The organism is Acinetobacter seohaensis (assembly GCF_056431365.1).
Genome location: NZ_JBWKMK010000051.1, coordinates 52,309 through 72,035 on the forward strand (window position 1 = coordinate 52,309; position 19,727 = coordinate 72,035).

The following is a 19,727-nucleotide window of genomic DNA, read 5'->3' on the forward strand; positions in this document are numbered from 1 at the left end:
GCTGTCCTTATTGTCCCAAATATACTTTCATGATTTGCTCGCCCCATAAAAAGGCAATCCAGCCCGCAATGGCGATATACGGACCAAATGCAAAGGGTTGGTTTTCTTTACGCACTTTTAACAGAATAATGCCAATAATAGCCCCAACTAAGGACGATAGCAGCACAATCAGGGGTAACATCATCGGCCCCATCCATGCACCTAAAGCGGCAAGGAGCTTGAAGTCACCATAGCCCATGCCTTCTTTGCCTGTGACGATTTTAAACAGGTAATACACCACCCATAGACATAGGAAGCCAATTACATAACCCCAAATTGCCGATGTCGGTGAGGTATAGATGGCATAGCTGTTGACTGCCAAACCCAGTGCAGCCAAAGGCAGGGTGTAACGGTCTGGCAAGAGTTGTGTATCAAAATCAATGAAGGTCAGTGCAATCAAGGTATAAGTGAGCAGCAAACCAAACAGCATTTGTACAGTTGGGCCAAATACCGCAAGCACAATCAGGGCGCAAACAGCGGTTAATACTTCAATCATTGGATAACGTACGCTGATCAGGTTTTGGCAGTTGCCACATTTACCGCGTAATACCAACCAACTCAGCACAGGAATATTTTGATACCAACGAATTGGGTTGTGACATTTGGGGCAGGTCGATGCAGGTTTGCTCAGGGTGATTTTACTTTCATCAATAATGGCTTGTTCAGGATGTAATAACATTTGGCAGTCATTACGCCACTCCTGTTCCATCATTTTTGGGGTGCGGTAAATCACCACATTCAAAAAACTGCCAATACATAAACTAAAAAGTCCAACTGCGATATAGAGCGCAGTTGGATTTTGGATAAAGTACGCGATTAATTCTTGCATTAAACCACAGAACCCATTTGGAAGATTGGAAGGTACATGGCGACAACTAAACCACCCACTAAAATACCCAAGACAGACATAATCAACGGCTCCATCATTGAGGTTAAGCCATCTACTGCGTTGTCGACTTCGTTTTCATAGTGGGTTGCGACTTTATCTAGCATGGCATCTAGCGCACCTGATTCTTCACCAATGGCTACCATTTGCACTGCCATAGACGGGAATTTATTGGTGACACGCATGGCGAATTGTAGCTGTTGACCTGTCGCAACATCATCACGAATTTTCATCACGGCTTCTTCATAGACCACATTATTGGTTGCCCCAGCGGTAGATTCCAAGGCATCAATTAAGGGTACACCAGCAGCAAAAGTAGTGGCTAAAGTACGGCTATAACGTGCAATAATCGCTTTATAGACCAAGTCACCAAAAATAGGCGCTTTCAGTGCCGCTTTGTCTAAGAAGTCACGGAATTTTTTACTGCGTTTTTTAGTTTCCAAGAAACCTGCAATGATGACCCCAATCACAATAATCAGAATAAACCAGTATTTCTGCATCCATTGTGACATGTTCACCACCATTTTAGTGAAGGCAGGCAAGTCCGCACCAAAAGAGCTAAACAACTCTTCAAACACAGGTACGACTTTCACCATCAAAATAATGGTCACAATCACGGCCACCACAATGACCGTTGCAGGGTATTTCATGGCTTTTTTAATTTTTTGTTTGAGTAACTCACTCTTTTCTTTATAGATCGCGACACGATCTAGCATGGTTTCTAGGGCACCCGATTGTTCACCAGATTCGACCAAAGAACAAAATAGGTTGTCAAAATATTGAGGATATTTACGCAATGCGCCAGCAAAGGTATTCCCGCCTTCCACTTCACCTTTAATGCCTAAAACCACTTCACGCATGGCGGGGTTTTCAAGACCTTCGGCAACAATCTCAAAGCTTTGTACCAAAGGCACACCTGCTTTCATCATAGTGGCAAGCTGACGCGTGAAAATAGTGATGTCTAAGGTCGACACCCGTTTTTTCATTAAGCCTTCAAGAATATTCTTTTTCTTTTGGCGAATCGTCTTGATGGTAATCCCTTGTTTACGCAATGTGACCTTTGCCAAGGCCATATTACGCGCTGGAATTTCCCCTTTTAACTTAGCCCCTTTGCGGTCAATCCCTTCATAAACGAAGGTGGGCATCATCTGTGCTTTTTTGACAGCCATGCGTATTTATCCTTATTTTAAATTTTACAACTATTCACTGGTCACACGATTGACTTCTTGCAATGAAGTCACCCCCTGCATGACCTTAAGTAACCCCGAACGACGCAGATTGTTAAACCCCGATTTTGCTGACGCATCAGCAATTTGGATGGCATTACCATCCTCCATAATAATTCTAGAAATTTCTGGTGTGACTTTCATCACTTCATAAACACCAACACGTCCTTTATAACCTTCACGGCATTCAGAACAGCCTACAGGTTGATAGACCTGAAATTCTGGATTGCTCAAATCGGCTTCAGTAAAGCCCATTTCCAATAAGCTTTGTTTTGGAATATCGGAAGGAGCTTTGCAATGCGGGCATAGGCGTCGTGCCAAACGCTGTGCAATGACGAGGTTTACCGAAGTTGCGATGTTAAAGGAAGGAACGCCCATATTGCGTAAACGCGTTAAAGTTTCTGGCGCACTGTTGGTGTGGAGGGTAGATAAAACCATGTGACCTGTTTGGGCTGCTTTAATTGCAATTTCTGCAGTTTCAAGGTCACGAATCTCACCCACCATGACAATATCAGGGTCTTGACGTAAGAAAGATTTCAGAGCGGCAGCGAAGGTTAAGCCCACTTTATTGTTGACGTTAACCTGGTTGATGCCTTCTAAGTTAATTTCCACAGGGTCTTCGGCAGTGGAAATGTTGGTATCTTCTCTGTTTAAGATATTTAAGCCTGTATATAGCGATACCGTTTTACCCGAACCCGTTGGACCTGTAATCAGTAACATGCCTTGCGGTTTTTCTAAGGCTTCCATGAACAATTCTTTTTGTTCTGGTTCATAGCCCAAAGCGTCAATCCCAAGCATCGCGCTAGATGGGTCAAGAATACGCAGTACGATTTTTTCACCGAACAATGTTGGCAACGAGTTCACACGGAAGTCGATGGATTTATTTTTAGATAGTTTTAATTTAATACGACCATCTTGCGGGACACGCTTTTCAGAAATGTCCATTTGGGACATCACTTTTAAACGTGATGCCAAGCGGTTAGCTAACTGTAAGGGTGGGGTGGCAATTTGACGTAATACACCATCGACACGGTAACGCACTCGATAGGTTTTTTCATACGGTTCAAAGTGTAAGTCCGAAGCACCCATGCGAATTGCATCAATCAGTAATTTGTTGATGTATTTAACAATTGGGGATTCATCACCCTGCGGTTCATCTTCTGCAGCTTGTTCTGGTTCGCTGTTACCATCTTCAAAGTTGAGATCGAAGTCATCATCTTCAAATTCAAAAGCAGACTCACTCGCAAAGTTTTGTTCAATCAGTTTTACCAATTTATCGTGTTCGACCACAATGGCTTCAATATTCATTTTACTGTTGAAACGAATGGCATCCATTGCTTCGATATTGGTCGGGTTACTGGTCGCAACGTAAAGCAGGTGATTACGCTTAAAAATAGGTAAAAGGTTATATTTGCTGAAAAGCTTTTCATCAATGCCTTCACGCACGATGAGCGCAGAGTCATATACGCTTAAATCAAAAATAGGTTCGCCAAATTCGCTGGAAATTTTCTCTGCAATTTGTGCAGGGGCAATCTTATGCTGTTGAATCAGGTAGGGAACAATATCTACTTTTTCTTTATGAGCAGCCATAATGGCGGTTTGCATATTTTCAGCAGAAACGAGCCCATCTTCGACCAAGCGTCGAATAAAACCTGTAAATCTAGGTGTAGCTTGTTGTACTGACATTCCCCAACGTCCTCAAAATCAAGATTGTTTATAATTGGTATCTTAAAATTATACTTTTGTTGCACAAAAATACCATATCTGAAAGTGCTGTCACCACCTAAGTATCGCCTAAAAGCATGAACCAGTTACATTAATCTGCTAAAAAAATTGTAAGTCCTGCCATGAAAAGATACTTCATGCAGCAGTTTGATGCAAAGCTTGTACAAAAAACTCAGCAGAAATGTGATTTGCGTGTAGAATGTGCGCGATTAAATGAATTGTTTTTGCAGGTTATTCTATGTCGGCTACGACGATTAAGCCTTGGGTGGTTGGCAATTGGAAGATGAATCCAATACATGCCGATGCTCAGCAACTTATTTCTGAATTTAAAACATTATTACAAGACAGCCCTGTAGAGGCTGAAAAGTGTCATTTGGGGATTGCACCTGTCACTTTGGCTTTAACTCAAATTCAAGCTGCATTGAGCGAAGCAGTACGTCCTGTCTATACCGTTGCACAAGACCTTTCCCGTATTGCGGGTTTGGGTGCATATACAGGCGAAGTCAGTGCAGAATTGCTAAAAGACAGTCAAATTGATTATGTATTGGTTGGGCATTCAGAACGTCGTGAACTTTTTGCAGACACACCAAGCATTTTGAAAGAAAAAGTTAAAAATGCCTTGCAGGCAGGTTTGACAGTTATTTATTGTGTGGGTGAAAGTCTGCAACAACGTGAAAGTGGTCAGGCAGAGCAAGTTGTTTTGCAACAAATTTGTGATATTGCTGCCGTGGTTGAGGCTGAGCAATGGCAACAGATTGTGATTGCCTATGAACCTATTTGGGCAATTGGCACAGGCAAGACCGCATCACCTGAAGATGCGCAAAGCATGCATGCAAAAATCCGTGAAGGTTTAAGCCAAATCACCGCTTATGCTGTGACTCTACCGATTTTATATGGTGGTAGTGTAAAACCAGAAAATGCCGTAGAGTTAGCAGCCTGCCCAGACATTAATGGTGCTTTGGTCGGTGGTGCATCTTTAAATGCGGCATCGTTCCATCAAATTGCGCAAGCCTTTGCAAATACACAATAATGAGGAGTTCAGCATGCAAACATTTGTGCTGGTAGTACATATTATCTTAGCCATTTTAATGATTGGACTAATTTTGGTTCAGCATGGTAAAGGTGCAGATGCAGGCGCTTCTTTTGGTGGCGGTGGTGCGGCAACCGTATTTGGTGCGTCAGGCTCAGGTAACTTTTTAACCCGTTTAACGGCAATTTTAACAGCATTGTTTTTTGCAACCAGTTTAACTTTAGCGGTGTTTGCCAAGAAACAAACCACAGGTGCATATAGTTTGCAGACTGTACAAACGACTGCACCTGCACAGCCAGTATCGCCTGAAACTTCACCAACTGCGCCTAAAAGCGCTGAATAATTTTATTTAGCACTTTCTTTTTTCGCATGATGCGACTAGAATGCGTCACAGCTGCGGTGGTGGTGGAATTGGTAGACACGCTACCTTGAGGTGGTAGTGCTTTCGGGCGTGGGGGTTCAAGTCCCCCCTTCCGCACCAACTTATAATCCAGAAAACATAAGTTGGTGTTAAGCAGCAAATCTGTTGATGCGGGATGGAGCAGTCTGGTAGCTCGTCGGGCTCATAACCCGAAGGTCGTTGGTTCAAATCCAGCTCCCGCTACCAATCAATCCTAAGCTTATCGTGAATTAAGCGTAGGCAACTTAAATTATTTTAGGTTGAGATAAGTATTTACATGTTGTTGCGGGATGGAGCAGTCTGGTAGCTCGTCGGGCTCATAACCCGAAGGTCGTTGGTTCAAATCCAGCTCCCGCTACCAATATTTTAAAAGTGTGATTATGCTCTAATATGAGTTTTACGCTTTATACTGACTAAGGTGCAACTTAAGTCAGGCAAAAATGCTAAGTTTGATTGAAAACTTATTCATATTTGTATATAATTTTTGCACGTTGATGCGGGATGGAGCAGTCTGGTAGCTCGTCGGGCTCATAACCCGAAGGTCGTTGGTTCAAATCCAGCTCCCGCTACCAAGTTTCTAATGGTGTGGTACGTTAGTTTTAGTTGATTGAATTCAGCATAATAAACTAGCAAAGATGGTTAGATTTAGTCTAATCCCCGCAACCAAGTTTCTAAAGAGGCTCACAACTAGGTGGGCCTTTTTGCACAGTGGATATTGGTTTTACTGTGCAAGAATAGGGGCGATTACGCCCTTTTTTATTGGCTATCGTGTAGTGTCGATACAAGCCGTGCGCGGCCTAAAGTCAAAGTGTCATGTTTCACTACTACTATAGTTTGTATGAATGTGTAGTGGTCAAATAAGACCATTGAACCGCAGCAGAATGACGAGAGTAAATGAAGCTATCAAATAAAACTCAAGCACTTCAGGACTTAATTGCGCCAGCAGTGCAAGCATGTGATGTGGATCTTTGGGGAATCGAGTTTATTCCACAAGGTAAGCGTTCTTTGTTACGTATTTATATCGACAAAGCTGTCGATGAAAATGCAGAACCTGTCTTAAATGAAGATGGCGAATTAGAGCAAGGTCGTGGTATTGGTGTGCAAGATTGTGTACGTGTAACCCAGCAAGTTGGTGCAATGCTTGATGTGCATGATCCAATTTCAGGTGAATATGCACTTGAAGTATCCTCTCCGGGTTGGGATCGTCCATTTTTCCAATTAGAGCAATTGCCTGCATATATTGGGCAAACCATTGCGTTACGTTTAATCAGTGCTGTAGAAAACCGTCGTAAATTTCAAGCGAAATTGGTTGCTGTAGATCTGGAAAATGAAACCATTCAGGTCGAAGTGGAAAAACAGCAGGTATTGGAGATTGACAGTCACAATATTGATAAAGCAAACCTGATTTACCAAGATTAATCAAATTAATAAGAATCTGAACGAATAGGTGACTTATGGCACGTGAAATTCTTACCGTCGTTGAAACGGTTAGTAACGAAAAAGGTGTAAGTCGTGAGGCAATTTTTGAGGCGCTTGAACAGGCTCTTGTTGCTGCGACGAAAAAGAAATTCTACGAAGGCACAAACTCAGAAGAAGCACGTTTACGTGTGGAAATTGATCGTAAAACAGGTGACTACAGCACTTTCCGTCAGTGGGAAGTGGTGGCAGATGAAGATCATGAAATGCCTGCATGCCAAGATGCAATTTCTGATGTAGACCCTGCAAAGTGGTCAATTGGCGATATTCGCGAACTTGAGGTTGAGTCAATTGACTTCGGTCGTATTGCTGCGCAAATTGCCAAGCAAGTGATTGTGCAAAAAATTCGTGAAGCAGAACGCGCATTGGTTGCAGATGCTTATGAAGCCAAAGTAGGCGAGCTGATTTACGGTGAAGTGAAAAAGCAAACCAAAGATGGCTTTATTATTGATTTGGGCGACAATGCAGAAGCATATTTGGCGCGTGAAGAAATGATCGCCAAAGAAATTTTGCGTCCTAAGCAGCGTGTGAATGCAATTTTGTACAGCGTGAACCGTGAAGGTCGTGGTGCACAATTGTTGTTGTCACGTGCCAAGCCTGAAATGCTGATTGCATTGATGAAAAAAGAAATTCCAGAAATTTCTGAAGAAATCATCGAAATTAAAGCAGCAGCGCGTCAGCCGGGTGTACGTGCAAAAATTGCAGTAAAAACCAACGACCATCGTATTGACCCTGTAGGTGCATGTATTGGTATGCGTGGTACACGTATCCAAGCGGTACAGCAAGAGTTAAATGGTGAGCGTATTGATGTTGTGGTGTGGTCTGATGATCCAGCACAATATATCGCCAGTGCTTTAGAGCCAGCCGATGTATCGGGTATTGTGATTGATGAAGAAGAACGTACTGCCGACATTATTTTCGCAACCAGCGATCAGTTGGCACGTGCAATTGGTTCACAAGGTCAAAACGTACGTTTAGCCTCTGAACTCACAGGTTATAAGCTGAACATGATGCTTGAAGAAGAGTATCACGCACGTCAGCAAAATGAAGCGCAACAATACTTAGACTTGTTTGTTTCACGTCTAGACATTGCTGAAGATTTGGCGATGGCATTGGTAGAAATGGGCTTCACTTCATTAGAAGAAATTGCGTATGTTCCTGCGGAAACATTTGACGAAATTGATTTAGATGAAGAAATTGTTGAAATGTTACAAGGTCGTGCCAAAGAAGTGGCATTGGCAGACGCATTGCAACAGCAAGAAAATATCCAAGATCCGAGTGCAGAACTTCTAGCAATGGAAGGCATGACACAAGAGATCGCTTATGCGCTTGCCGCTCGTGGTGTCATCACAGTTGATGATTTAGCTGACCAAGCGACTGACGATATCGAAGATATTGAAGGTCTAGGTACAGATAAAGCGGGTCAATTGATTATGAAAGCGCGCGAATCATGGTTTAACTAGGAGGTAATATATGACGGACAAGTCGATTAAAGAGTTAGCGCTCAGTGTAGGTCGTCCAGTTGAGAAACTCCTGGAACAGGTTCGTGACGCAGGTTTACCACAGCGTAAGGCTGACGATATTATTTCCACTGAACAACAAAGTACCCTAGTGAACCATTTAAAAAAGGTTCACGGTCAAGAGGGTAATGCAGGACAAATCACGTTGAAACGTAAAACCACCAGTACCGCTAAAGTGGCAAGTACTTCGGGCAAAGCGAAAACGATTAATGTAGAAGTTCGTAAGAAGCATACATTTGTAAAGCCTGATCCTGAACAGATTAAAGCGGAAGCACTGGCAAAAGCACAGGCGGAAGCAGCTGAAAAAGCGCAAGCAGAACAGCAAGCACGTGACGTGGCAGAAAAGAGCAAAGCGAAAGCAGACGCGCCTCAAGCAGGTGCTGCAAAAGCGAAACAAGCTTTAGATGCAATGCGTGCAGCAGCGAAGCAAGAAACAGCCAAGCAAGAAGTTGCGAAAGCTGCGGTTGTGGTGAAACGTAAGTCAACCAACAAGCCAATTGTGAAGCAAGCAGTGAAGGTCACTGAAACGCCTGAGCAAAAGAAAGCACGTGAAGCGCAAGCAGCTCAGTTGAAAGCGACTGAAGAAGCAGCACGTCGTAAAGCGGCTGAAGAAGCGCAGCAACGTACGCTTGAGCAAATGCGTCAGATGGCATCTAAATACTCAAATGAAGATGCAACAGCTACTATTCGCGTGGTAGATGATTCTCCATTGGCGGCTGGTCTTGTGGGTCAGGCTTATGAAGATTCATTTGCCAAAGAAGACCGCGAAATCAAGCGTGGTACCAGTACCACCAATACACGTTCACCGAAAAAAGGTGGTCGTCGCGGTCAGGAAGAGCAATCTTTCAGCCAAAACCCACATAAACGCGGTTTGAAAACGAGCCAAGCCAACAAGCACGGCTTTGAAAAACCAGTTAAAAAACAAGTTTATGATGTTGAAATTGGTGCAACGATTGTGGTTGCGGACTTGGCTGCAAAAATGGCAGTTAAAGTACGCGAAGTTATTAAATCACTCATGAAAATGGGTGAGTTAGTTACGCAAAACCAAGCGATTGAGCAAGAAGTTGCAGCACTTGTAGTTGAGGAAATGGGCCACAACCCAGTTCTAGTATCTGATACGCAAGCTGAAGATAACTTACTTGAAGCTGCTGAAGAGGCACGTGGTGTTCAAACGACACGTCCACCAGTGGTGACCATCATGGGTCACGTTGACCATGGTAAGACATCATTACTTGACCGTATTCGTCGTGCCAAAGTGGCTGCAGGCGAAGCGGGTGGTATTACCCAGCACATTGGTGCATACCACGTACAAACCGATAAAGGCATTATCACCTTCTTAGATACACCGGGACACGCAGCGTTTACTGCAATGCGTTCACGTGGTGCGAAAGCGACAGATATCGTGGTATTGGTCGTTGCGGCAGATGATGGTGTGATGCCACAAACTGCAGAAGCCATTGACCATGCGCGTGCAGCGGGTACGCCAATTATTGTTGCCATTAACAAAATGGACAAAGAATCGGCTGATCCAGACCGCGTATTGAATGAATTGACCACCAAAGAAATCGTACCTGAACAATGGGGCGGTGACGTACCTGTTGCAATGGTTTCGGCGCATTCAGGTCAAGGTATTGATGAACTTCTTGACTTAATTTCAATTCAAGCAGAAATGATGGAATTGAAAGCATCTGAAGAAGGTGCAGCGCAAGGTGTGGTGATTGAAGCGCGTGTAGATAAAGGTCGCGGTGCAGTGACGTCAATTCTGGTACAAAACGGTACTTTGAATGTAGGTGACTTGGTACTTGCAGGTTCATCTTATGGTCGCGTACGTGCCATGACTGATGAAAACGGTAAGCGTATTAAATCTGCAGGTCCTTCAATTCCAGTTGAAATTTTAGGTTTACCTGAAGCGCCAATGGCAGGTGACGAAGTTCTTGTTGTAAATGACGAGAAGAAAGCACGTGAAGTTGCCGATGCGCGTATGGATCGTGAGCGTCAAAAACGTCTTGAGCGTCAAAGCGCAATGCGTCTTGAAAACATCATGGCATCAATGGGCAAAAAAGACGTTCCATTTGTCAATGTGGTATTGAAGACCGATGTACGAGGTACTTTGGAAGCCTTGATTGTTGCATTGGGCGAGTTGTCTACCGATGAAGTACGTGTACGTGTGATTGGTTCAGGCGTAGGTGCGATCACTGAGTCTGACGTTACGCTTGCAGAATCTTCAGAAGCTGTATTACTGGGCTTTAACGTACGTGCTGACAATACTGCGCGTCAAAAAGCCGATGCCGATGGTATTGACATTCGTTACTACAGCATCATCTATCAATTAATTGATGATGTGAAAGATGCGATGAGCGGTAAGCTTGCACCTGAACACCGTGAAACTATTTTGGGTGTTGCAGAAGTGCGTGAAGTGTTCCACTCAAGTAAGTTCGGTGCAGCTGCAGGTTGTATGGTACTTGAAGGCGTACTTCACCGTAACAAACCAATTCGCGTATTACGTGATGATGTGGTGGTATTCCAAGGTGAGCTTGAGTCACTTCGTCGTTATAAAGACGTGGTGGAAGAAGTTCGCGCAGGTATGGAATGTGGTCTTGCAGTAAAAGGCTATAAAGACATCAAACCACTTGATAAGATTGAAGTGTACGATGTTCAATTGATTAAACGGAGTCTTTAATGGCGGGTAGTCAACGTCTGAAGCGTATGGCGGATACAGTACAGCGTGAGCTGTCAGAACTGATTCGCCAAGAGCTGAAAGATCCACGCTTAGGTGGTCTTGTGACCATCTCTGCAGTGAAGGTGAGCCCAGACTTAGGATATGCGGAAGTGTACGTGACCGTCATGGGACGTGAATTAGGCGATGAGCAAAGCGAAACGGCAAATAAAGAAACCTTGGATGTGTTGAATAAAGCATCAGGCTTCTTGCGCCATGAGTTAAGCCGTCGTATTAAGACACGTATTACCCCGCGTTTGCGTTTTCACTACGATAAAACCAATGCCTATGGTAACTATATGTTTGGTTTGATTGCAGAAGCGGTAAAAGATTTACCTCCTGCAGCACCTAAGCAAGATGAAGAATAAATCAGTGATGATATAAAATGCCACCTTCGGGTGGCATTTTTTTGTCTATCATGTTTGAGCTTTTGCAATGTAAGCAAGGTTATATCCGATACGATGCTTTTCTTTAATGCCTGGCTAATATTCTAGACCAAATCATCATGAGACTTTTTTTCATAACGACGTAAATTACGACGTTGGCGTTGCCACGGTAATGGACGATCTAAGGTTTCAGGCACATTGCCACTCATCGAGCGTAAACGTAAATGTAGTGCTGCCTGTGCCATTAAATTGGCAGAAACAGGTGCGGTAATAAATGCAAATAGGGTGATTAAGACTTCGGCAAAGCCAAATCGTCCTTCAAATGCCGCATAAATAATGGCTGCAATTAAGAAACTTCCCAGTCCTAAAGTACTGGATTTTGTAGGGGCATGTAGTCGCATAAATAAGTCGGGTAGGCGAACCATGCCAATGCCGCCCACCAACATGAAAAATGCGCCAATAATTAAAAAGAATGACACTAAAATTTCCATGAGTAATTGCATGTTCATTCTCCTTAATCAATCACATGACCACTGGTGAAGTAACGCGCCAGTGCTGCAGTAGACACAAAGCCTAGCATCGCCACCAATAACGCACCTTCAAATAATGAGGTACTGGTCCAATAGATACCCAGAACCACTACCAAGCAGGTTGCATTTAAAAACAAGGTATCCAAAGCCAACAGGCGGTCTACAATTGAAGGGCCAATAATCAGGCGATATAGGCACATAAACATGGACAGCGTAATCGCAACCATGCAGATTCCAAGTGCATAAGGCAGAATCATCATTGCTTTTCTCCTGACTGTGCACCAAAAATTTCAATCAGCGGTTTTTCATAACGATTTTTGATGTCTTGAATATCTACACTTTCATCTGCAGTGTTTAAGGCATGTACCAAAATATCGCCGCGGTCTTGGTCAATACCTGCCGTAACCGTGCCCGGTGTGGTGGTAATGATCATCGCCAAAATACTGTTGACCTGTTCGTGTTGTGTTTCGAGAGGGACACGGAACCATTTTGGCTGCATACGGTCTGTTGGGCCAAGCACCAGTTTTGCGACACGAATATTACAAATCATAATGTCCCAGACCACCACAAAGAATAAGCGAATGGCTGCAGTCCAGTTGATGTCTGGTGTACGCGCAATAAAGGGCTGGATCAATTTAGGAATCAAGAACGCCAAGACCAGTGCCATCAACAGATTCCCTGCAGAAACACTATGCGCCAACATCAGCCAACTCAGTGCCACCAATACAGATACAAACGGGTGTGGCAGCAGGTTATCCCAAAACGAAGTTTTTGGTCTCGTTTTTTGCATGTTTAGGGCTCCGCAGGTTTGAGTTGAGTATCGCTAGGTTGCTGTGCTTCCTCACGATTTTGCTGTTGAATCTGACGTTGTTTATAGTCAGAAATATGCTCGCCTTCCAAGGTGTTTGGATCAATCACATAGGGAATTAAATGTGCATTGGTGTCAATTGCTTCGCCACCGTACTTGGTTTCAGGTAAGTACAATGGATCATAAGGTTGTACGCTAATCACATTTGCAGCACGGTCTTTTTTCAGAATCAGTGCTTCATAGGCCGCATTATGTTGAATCTGCTGTGCAGTCTTCAGCATATATTGTTGAATTGGATTGGCAAATACCACGTACAGCACTAAACCCGTTAGGAGAAAATAAATGACACGGTCATTACGGGGCGGTGCAATCGCAGGTAGTGCCTGATATTCATAATAGGATTCAGTTTGCGCATCATCTTCAGGTTTGGTCGCGCGCCAAAATAAAATAAAGCCGACACGGGTGAATGCAATAATACTCAGCAAGCTGACCAAGAGAATAATGCCAATAATCCAGCCTTGATGTGCCATATTGGCGGTGGCTTGCAAAATAAAGACCTTGCCCAAAAAGCCACTAAACGGTGGCAAACCTGCCATCATTAAGGCAATCATGAAGTATGTGATTGCCAGTACTTTGTGTTGCTTCATTTGCGGGGCAATATTGAAGTGATCTTTAAATGCGCCACGTTGTGAGGTAATCCAGCCACACAGCAAATAGAAAGCCGCTGCAATTAAGGTGCTGTGTACTAAGTAATACAGTGCGGCTGACCATGCCTGTGTGTTCAGCATCGAAATGGCGATCAGGATCGTACCAATCGAAGACAGCATCATAAAACCGACAAAACGACGTAAGCGCTCTGCACCAATTGCGCCAATGACCCCATACAGTGAGGTAATTAGACCAATCGGCAGCAACCAGTCTTGTAGGATTTTATGGCTCAGTGCATCATCAAATACGGTTCCATTGACCCGCAAAATGGCATACACACCCACTTTGGTCATGATGGTGAATAAGGCTGCCACAGGGGGTGTCGCCACGGCATAGGTTTTAGGAAGCCAGAAACCGACAGGAAGCATAGCGGCTTTAATACCAAATACCACAAATAGCAGTAAGCCACCTGCCACCGCAATTTTATGTGCATCAGCATCGAGTAGCGGAATAAGACGTGCCACATCGGTCATGTTTAAACTGCCGACACTGCCGTAAATCATCCCCAAACCAATTAGGAACAGGGCAGAGGCCAACAGGTTGATGGTGACGTAATGAATCCCGAGTTGAAAACGTGCTTTGCCTTGACCGTGCAATAACAACACATACGAGGCGAGCAACAAGATTTCAAAAAATACGAACAGGTTAAATAAGTCGCCTGTGAGGAATGCACCGCAAAGTCCCATGAGTAGGAAATGCACCATGGTATGAAAATAGCGACCACGTTCATCCCATTTTTTGCTGGAAAACCACAGTAATGGCAAGGCAAGTGAATAAGTCAGTACCAACATGAGGGCAGACAGTTGATCTAGCACTAAAATAATGCCAAACGGGGCGGCCCATTCGCTCAAATTATAAATAATAATTTGCCCACTGCTGACTTGAATTAAATAGCTAATTGCAGTGACTAAACCGAGTGTGGCAGAAAGATAGCTAATGCCACGACGCCATGGCTGACGCCAGTCATGTGAGAGTGAACCAAAGCCCGGATTGCCTAATAGCACTAAAATAAATGCGGTAAAGGTTGGAATCAGGATGCTAAAAATAGGTGAATGCTGTAGCCAAAATTGGAGGAAATCAGTCATTATGGCTCATCCTCACGTGGGTCAAGCAGTGGATGTTCTTCTTTGGCATCGACGTGGTCTGTCCCTGTTTCATAACGGCTACGCAGCGCCAATTGCACAATAAATGCGGTGGTGGCAAAACCAATCACAATTGCGGTTAATACCAAGGCTTGTGGTAATGGGTCGGTGACTTTTGAAGCTTCAGTCAAAATTGCAGGTGCATTGAGCTGAATACGCCCCATGCTGAATAAGAAAATATTGACGGCATAACCAATCATCGCCAAACCTAAAACCACAGGAAAGGTACGGGCACGTAAAATTAAATAAATCCCTGTCGCGACTAACATTCCAATGGCAGACGCAATTAAAAACTCAATACTAATCATTGCATTACTCCTTTGGAAGTGGGCCAGACATGCCTGAGTGACGTGAGTCGCCCAAGACAGAAATCATCAACATTACTGCGCCAACCACTGTGACATACACGCCTACATCAAATAAGGCAGCCGAAGCGAGGTGCATTTCACCAATAATCGGAGGATTGACATAAATATGTGCACTGGTGAGGAATGGACGTCCCCAGAACCATGCGGCAAGTCCTGTCAGACCTGCAATACTTAAACCCACACCAATCCAAATTTCGTATAAACGTCCAGATTTGGCTTTGAGCATTTGTTCGGTCTGGTCTTGACCAAGCGCAATGTATTGGATAATCAGCGCCATTGCGGTAATTAAGCCTGCAATAAAGCCACCACCTGGTAAGTTATGACCGCGCAAGAAAATATACAGACTGACCACAAGGGCGATAGGTAAAATCCATGAGGCGGTAATACGTAACATCAACGGTGAAGGATTAAAACGATAAGTTAAACCCTGCGTCATGATGGTGCCGTGAGCACGCATACCATCCATTAAACACAGCGTACCAATCGCGGCAATGCCCAAGACGGTAATTTCGCCAAAGGTATCGAAACCACGGAAGTCCACCAAAATGACGTTGACCACGTTGGTTCCGCCACCGAGTGGAATGGATTGCTGATTAAAGAACCATGAAATTGAATTGTGGTTGCGAGTCATAACCAGCCACGCAATCCAGCCGATACCAATGCCGCCACCAATCGCAATGAAGGCATCTCGCCAACGACGTGAACGGCTAGATTCATACGGGGTCAATTGTGGGAGCAGCGATAGACTCATCAGCAATAAAACAGTGGTGACGACATCAACCGTGATTTGAGTTTGTGCCAAGTCGGGAGCAGACAGTCCGACAAACATCATGGTGACGACCAAGCCAACTGCACCGCTGATTAAGACAGCTTTGATGCGCTCATGGTGGAACCACAGCATCATCCAGCAGGCAGAGAACAGCAATAACCATAAAACAATGGCAATCATAGGCGCATGTGTGAGTTCACGTGTGCCAGTTGTTAATCCCTGATTGAATAATGGTAGCGCGACCATGAATACCGTAAAAGCAATGATCCACACCAAATAGCTTTGCAGTGAACCATTTTCGGTTTTACGTTTGATTTTGCGTGAAACTTGTAGCAAATGTTTTAAGAATAATTCAAACAGCAGTTTGCCTTGGAATTGACCTAAATGTGGGTCGAGGTCAATTTCACGGATTTTTCCACCTTTGGCGAGCGAGAAATAGAAAATGATCCCGCCAAGCAGTGCAATAACACTCATCAGCAGGGGAAGATTAAAGCCATGCCAAATTGCCAGATGTGTGCCTTCAAACTGCGACAGTTGGGTACTGGCACGAGTCGTGCTATTGACAATATGCTCGACCAATAAGGCAGGCATCAAGCCGACTAAAATACATAAAACAGCCAATAAAGTTGCGGGTGCACGCATGCCAAACGGAGGTTCGTGAGCTTCTTTGTTTGGGACATCTTTACCAATTGGACCATCAAAGAAAACGCCGTGTACCAAACGTATTGAATAGGCCACTGCAAAAATACCCGCCAGTGTCGCAACAATTGCAGAAACCAACAGTACAGGGCCAGATAAGTTTGCTACCAGTTCAGTGAAGAACATTTCTTTGGACAAAAAGCCGTTGGTCAACGGTACGCCAGCCATAGAGGCCGCGGTAATCATAGTGAGGGTGGCGGTAAAGGGTAATAGTTGCCATAAGCCACTAAGTTTACGTAAATCACGTGTGCCTGATTCGTGGTCGATAATTCCTGCAATCATAAACAGGGCCGCTTTAAAGGTGGCGTGGTTGATGATGTGGAAAATTGCAGCAGCTACTGCTAACGGTGAACCAATGCCGAGTAAGCACATGATCAGACCTAAATGACTGATGGTGGAATACGCCAATAAGCCTTTTAAATCTTCTTTGAAAATGGCAAAGAATGCTGCCATACACAGGGTAAATAGACCAATAAAGGTGACTAGGTTGTGATATAACGCTGCGCCTGCAAAAATTGGCAATAAGCGCGCCAGCAAGAAAATCCCTGCTTTGACCATCGTTGCCGAATGTAGATAGGCAGAAACAGGCGTGGGTGCAGCCATGGCATTGGGTAGCCAGAAGTGAAACGGAAATTGCGCACTTTTGGTAAATGCACCCAATAAAATCAGCAATAAAGTTGGTACAAATAAATGATGACTTTGAATTTGTTCAGTCATCATTAAGATTTGGTCAATTTGATAGGTGCCTGTGATTTGCGCCAATAACACAAAACCACCGAGCATGGCGAGTCCGCCCATGCCTGTAATGGTCAGTGCCATACGTGAGCCGCGTTGTGCTGCCTCGTAATTGCTCCAATAACCCACCAATAAGAAAGAGGAAATACTGGTCAGTTCCCAAAAAGTCAGCAACAAAATCAGGTTATTGGAGAGCGAAATTCCCAACATGGCAGCCATAAACAGCATGAGGAGAACATAGAGTTTACTGAGCGAGTTTTGTGGACTTAAATAATAATAGGCATAAATAAAAATGAGTGTGCCGATCCCCGTGATCAGCAAGGAGAATAATAAACCAAGCGCATCTAGACGAAAGCTTAAATCAATCCCCAACTGTGGCAGCCAAGACCATGTTTGAATGATCGTTTCGCCATTAAAGACTGCTTTTGCTTGAGTCAGGAGCAGAATAAGACTGCTCAGACTGACGCCAATCGCCCCTAAAGCCGTTACCCCGCGTGAAAATTGTTTCAGCCACGAGACAAGGGTTGTGCCCAGTACTAACGGTAACAATATAATAATCGGTAGCACACTCATATCCATTGTCGTGAATAGGTTGAAAACCTAAAGGATGAATCTTATCTTCCAAGGATTACAGGACAGCAACACACCATCCAAAAGATTCAATCTTGAAAGCCAATCAGTCGTGTCAGTAAACACGTAGTCTATTGTTTTGATGAGCGTATTGTCGCAACTTAAACTCAAAACAAGATCATGCAAAAATAATTTTACATGGCTAGGCGGCTCAAGCAGCAAAAAATATGCTGATCTTTCGCTGACGATGCAGCGAATAAGGTTGTGCTTGGTTTGGTTAAAGCTGTGTTAAAAATATTTAGATGCGTCAATCTACAACCTAGTTGAACTATGGATGAAGTTGATCTGCATCTGCTGCATTTTTACAGCATTCACCGTGTTTGAAAGGTCAATAGACACTATTCAAGGTATAAAAAGTTGTATTGCGCAACTTTAAAAACTACAGCAAAATCGGATTTTACTATAAAAGTTCAAAATTAATCTGATTTTATTACATGAATAAAACAACATCAATTTTTTTTGCATACAGCAAAGTCATTATATACCGTCTGTTATATGCGGGATAAAGTATTTCCTTGCTTTTTGCCCAAGTATGCCTTGAAAGACTTCGGCAATTAAGATTCAGGCAATTGATCAGGTGTTGGCTCACTATCCAATTGCTGTAAGCGTTGCAGCAATTCCTGTTTTTGTTCGGCAGTTAAATGGTTTTGAATCTGCTGCAAAATTTCAGCCGTGCCTAATTGTGTTGGGTTTTGTTCTTGTAGGCTGACGTCTTCTGTCGTGTGAGTGGTTTCTAGCACATCAGCATAAATTTCTGCAAACTGCGGTTGTAAACTTTGCCATGCGATGGGATGCAGCTGTTGATGTTCCAGTTTTAAACATTGAAAGCGTTCCGCTTGTTCCAAAAGTTCGCTGCGGTTGCCTGTGGCAATAATTTGTAAGCGCGGAAAAGCTTGATGTAAACGGGTCAGTATTTGTGCGGCCTGTTGTTGATCGAGCTGATGATCAATCTGGTCAATCAACAAAATACCATCTCCCTCGCGACACGGATACAAACTGTTTGGGTTTAGCAAACAGAGGCGACGTACAATATCGCCTACCAGAGCAATCCAGTTGCGCTGACTGTTCGACAATTGCTGATACAGCATATCTTTGCCCTGACAGCGCACCATGAGTTGTAATTTAGGCAGATGTTGTAGATATAGGTCTTCAATTTCAGGCAGCACGATTTGTAAGGCATCTTTCAGTGCTTGTAAACTCGGTGCATGCATTTGGGTATAGGCATGCAATAAGGACTGATTCAGGGTTTGTGCGAGTTCGCTTTGTTGTTGCTGATATAGCTTGTGTAAAAGCTGCGCACTTTGGGCATTTTCAATATCGGAAATTTCCCGCAACCATTCAAAAAAACGAGTAAATGTCGTGAATGGAATCGCAGCAATTTCGTAGGCATGTCCAGGTTGTAAAATCAGCGGATTATTTTTATTGAGTAAATTAACTTCATTCACGAAGCGTTCTGCAGGGTAGTAGGCAATCAGCGGTAGACCTTGCATCGGGTCATGTTTAATGGCGTGTTGATAGAGCTGCACCATTTTTTCAAGCTTGGCGGTTTCTGCTTTGCTTACTCCTACGCCGCTACTATTCAGGGTTTTATATAATTGCCAGTCACAATGTTGGGTGCTTTCAATTTGCGTGTTGCTTGATTCTGCCAAACTGCCTATGTCTGCCGGAATTTCCACACAAACATCAATTTTAGCTTGCAAGCGATTGAATAAAATATCTTGATCTTGCATGACCAAACCCGCAGTGCGTAAGTCTTTATAGCGAGCGGCAAACCAAGTCAGTGCTTGATAACTAAATCGTAACAGCGAGGTTTTACCCGCGCTTTGGTCTGCCAAAATAAGCGTAATGGGCAGGTCGTGATAATTGAGTTCGAGTTTTAGGTCTGCAAAATGGGTGATGTGTCTGAAATGAACCGATGTAATTTTCATAGCGCA

Annotated in this window: 16 protein-coding genes and 4 tRNA genes; 10 read left to right on the plus strand and 10 right to left on the minus strand. The window is 43.8% G+C overall.

From position 1 onward, the window contains the following. Nucleotides 1-7 precede the first annotated feature (7 nt). The 3 genes from AC07E5_RS09215 to pilB are packed head-to-tail and all read right to left on the minus strand — an operon-like array spanning nt 8 to nt 3,837. Entirely contained in the window at nt 8-868 is an 861-nt protein-coding gene (locus AC07E5_RS09215; protein WP_096901344.1) for a prepilin peptidase, read from the minus strand. Continuing rightward, nucleotides 868-2,094 carry a type II secretion system F family protein gene (locus tag AC07E5_RS09220; protein ID WP_004975864.1) on the minus strand — a complete coding sequence of 409 codons (1,227 nt, stop codon included), beginning with the start codon at nt 2,092-2,094 and terminating at the stop codon, nt 868-870. The genes AC07E5_RS09215 and AC07E5_RS09220 overlap by 1 nt, the downstream gene beginning before the upstream one ends. Nucleotides 2,095-2,124: 30 nt before the next feature. Continuing rightward, complete coding sequence (gene pilB / locus AC07E5_RS09225; protein WP_180060576.1) at nt 2,125-3,837, minus strand: type IV-A pilus assembly ATPase PilB; 1,713 nt, start codon at nt 3,835-3,837, stop codon at nt 2,125-2,127. Between the two features lie 277 nt (nt 3,838-4,114). Between pilB and tpiA the strand changes: the two genes are divergently transcribed. The 10 genes from tpiA to AC07E5_RS09275 all read left to right on the plus strand — a co-directional run bounded on the left by tpiA (nt 4,115) and on the right by AC07E5_RS09275 (nt 11,386). After that, on the plus strand, nt 4,115-4,906 hold the full coding sequence (gene tpiA, locus AC07E5_RS09230; RefSeq protein ID WP_498625295.1) for a triose-phosphate isomerase: 792 nt from the start codon (nt 4,115-4,117) through the stop codon (nt 4,904-4,906). Between the two features lie 13 nt (nt 4,907-4,919). Continuing rightward, nucleotides 4,920-5,249, plus strand: coding sequence for a preprotein translocase subunit SecG (gene secG / locus AC07E5_RS09235; RefSeq protein WP_004975868.1), 330 nt, complete (start codon nt 4,920-4,922; stop codon nt 5,247-5,249). Between the two features lie 53 nt (nt 5,250-5,302). Beyond that, nucleotides 5,303-5,387, plus strand: a tRNA-Leu gene (locus tag AC07E5_RS09240). Between the two features lie 49 nt (nt 5,388-5,436). After that, nucleotides 5,437-5,513 (plus strand) — tRNA-Met (locus tag AC07E5_RS09245). A gap of 77 nt (nt 5,514-5,590) precedes the next feature. Continuing rightward, nucleotides 5,591-5,667 (plus strand) — tRNA-Met (locus AC07E5_RS09250). 134 nt (nt 5,668-5,801) lie between these two features. Further along, a tRNA-Met gene (locus AC07E5_RS09255) sits at nt 5,802-5,878 on the plus strand. A gap of 322 nt (nt 5,879-6,200) precedes the next feature. After that, nucleotides 6,201-6,725 (plus strand): ribosome maturation factor RimP, encoded by a 525-nt coding sequence (rimP, locus tag AC07E5_RS09260; protein ID WP_004975871.1) that lies wholly within the window; start codon nt 6,201-6,203, stop codon nt 6,723-6,725. Between the two features lie 35 nt (nt 6,726-6,760). After that, complete coding sequence (nusA, locus tag AC07E5_RS09265) at nt 6,761-8,245, plus strand: transcription termination factor NusA (protein WP_131261098.1); 1,485 nt, start codon at nt 6,761-6,763, stop codon at nt 8,243-8,245. Between the two features lie 10 nt (nt 8,246-8,255). Next, on the plus strand, nt 8,256-10,982 hold the full coding sequence (infB, locus tag AC07E5_RS09270; RefSeq protein ID WP_180060887.1) for a translation initiation factor IF-2: 2,727 nt from the start codon (nt 8,256-8,258) through the stop codon (nt 10,980-10,982). Further along, on the plus strand, nt 10,982-11,386 hold the full coding sequence (locus tag AC07E5_RS09275) for a ribosome-binding factor A (RefSeq protein WP_004975876.1): 405 nt from the start codon (nt 10,982-10,984) through the stop codon (nt 11,384-11,386). The genes infB and AC07E5_RS09275 overlap by 1 nt, the downstream gene beginning before the upstream one ends. Nucleotides 11,387-11,508: 122 nt before the next feature. Here AC07E5_RS09275 and AC07E5_RS09280 read toward each other — a convergent pair whose 3' ends face one another. The 7 genes from AC07E5_RS09280 to AC07E5_RS09310 all read right to left on the minus strand — a co-directional run bounded on the left by AC07E5_RS09280 (nt 11,509) and on the right by AC07E5_RS09310 (nt 19,721). Then, nucleotides 11,509-11,907 carry a Na+/H+ antiporter subunit G gene (locus AC07E5_RS09280; protein WP_004975877.1) on the minus strand — a complete coding sequence of 133 codons (399 nt, stop codon included), beginning with the start codon at nt 11,905-11,907 and terminating at the stop codon, nt 11,509-11,511. 11 nt (nt 11,908-11,918) lie between these two features. Further along, entirely contained in the window at nt 11,919-12,194 is a 276-nt protein-coding gene (locus AC07E5_RS09285; RefSeq protein WP_004975880.1) for a monovalent cation/H+ antiporter subunit F, read from the minus strand. Then, nucleotides 12,191-12,724: a Na+/H+ antiporter subunit E gene (locus AC07E5_RS09290; protein WP_225531135.1), complete on the minus strand. Its 534-nt coding sequence runs from the start codon at nt 12,722-12,724 to the stop codon at nt 12,191-12,193. The genes AC07E5_RS09285 and AC07E5_RS09290 overlap by 4 nt, the downstream gene beginning before the upstream one ends. 2 nt (nt 12,725-12,726) lie before the next feature. Further along, nucleotides 12,727-14,535, minus strand: a complete 1,809-nt coding sequence (locus AC07E5_RS09295; RefSeq protein WP_498625298.1) for a monovalent cation/H+ antiporter subunit D — start codon at nt 14,533-14,535, stop codon at nt 12,727-12,729. Then, nucleotides 14,535-14,900: a Na+/H+ antiporter subunit C gene (locus AC07E5_RS09300; protein WP_004975886.1), complete on the minus strand. Its 366-nt coding sequence runs from the start codon at nt 14,898-14,900 to the stop codon at nt 14,535-14,537. Before AC07E5_RS09300 ends, AC07E5_RS09295 begins: the two co-directional genes overlap by 1 nt. 4 nt (nt 14,901-14,904) lie before the next feature. After that, on the minus strand, nt 14,905-17,742 hold the full coding sequence (locus AC07E5_RS09305) for a monovalent cation/H+ antiporter subunit A (RefSeq protein ID WP_104852961.1): 2,838 nt from the start codon (nt 17,740-17,742) through the stop codon (nt 14,905-14,907). 605 nt (nt 17,743-18,347) lie between these two features. Beyond that, nucleotides 18,348-19,721, minus strand: coding sequence for an AAA family ATPase (locus AC07E5_RS09310; RefSeq protein WP_180169855.1), 1,374 nt, complete (start codon nt 19,719-19,721; stop codon nt 18,348-18,350). Nucleotides 19,722-19,727 lie beyond the last annotated feature (6 nt).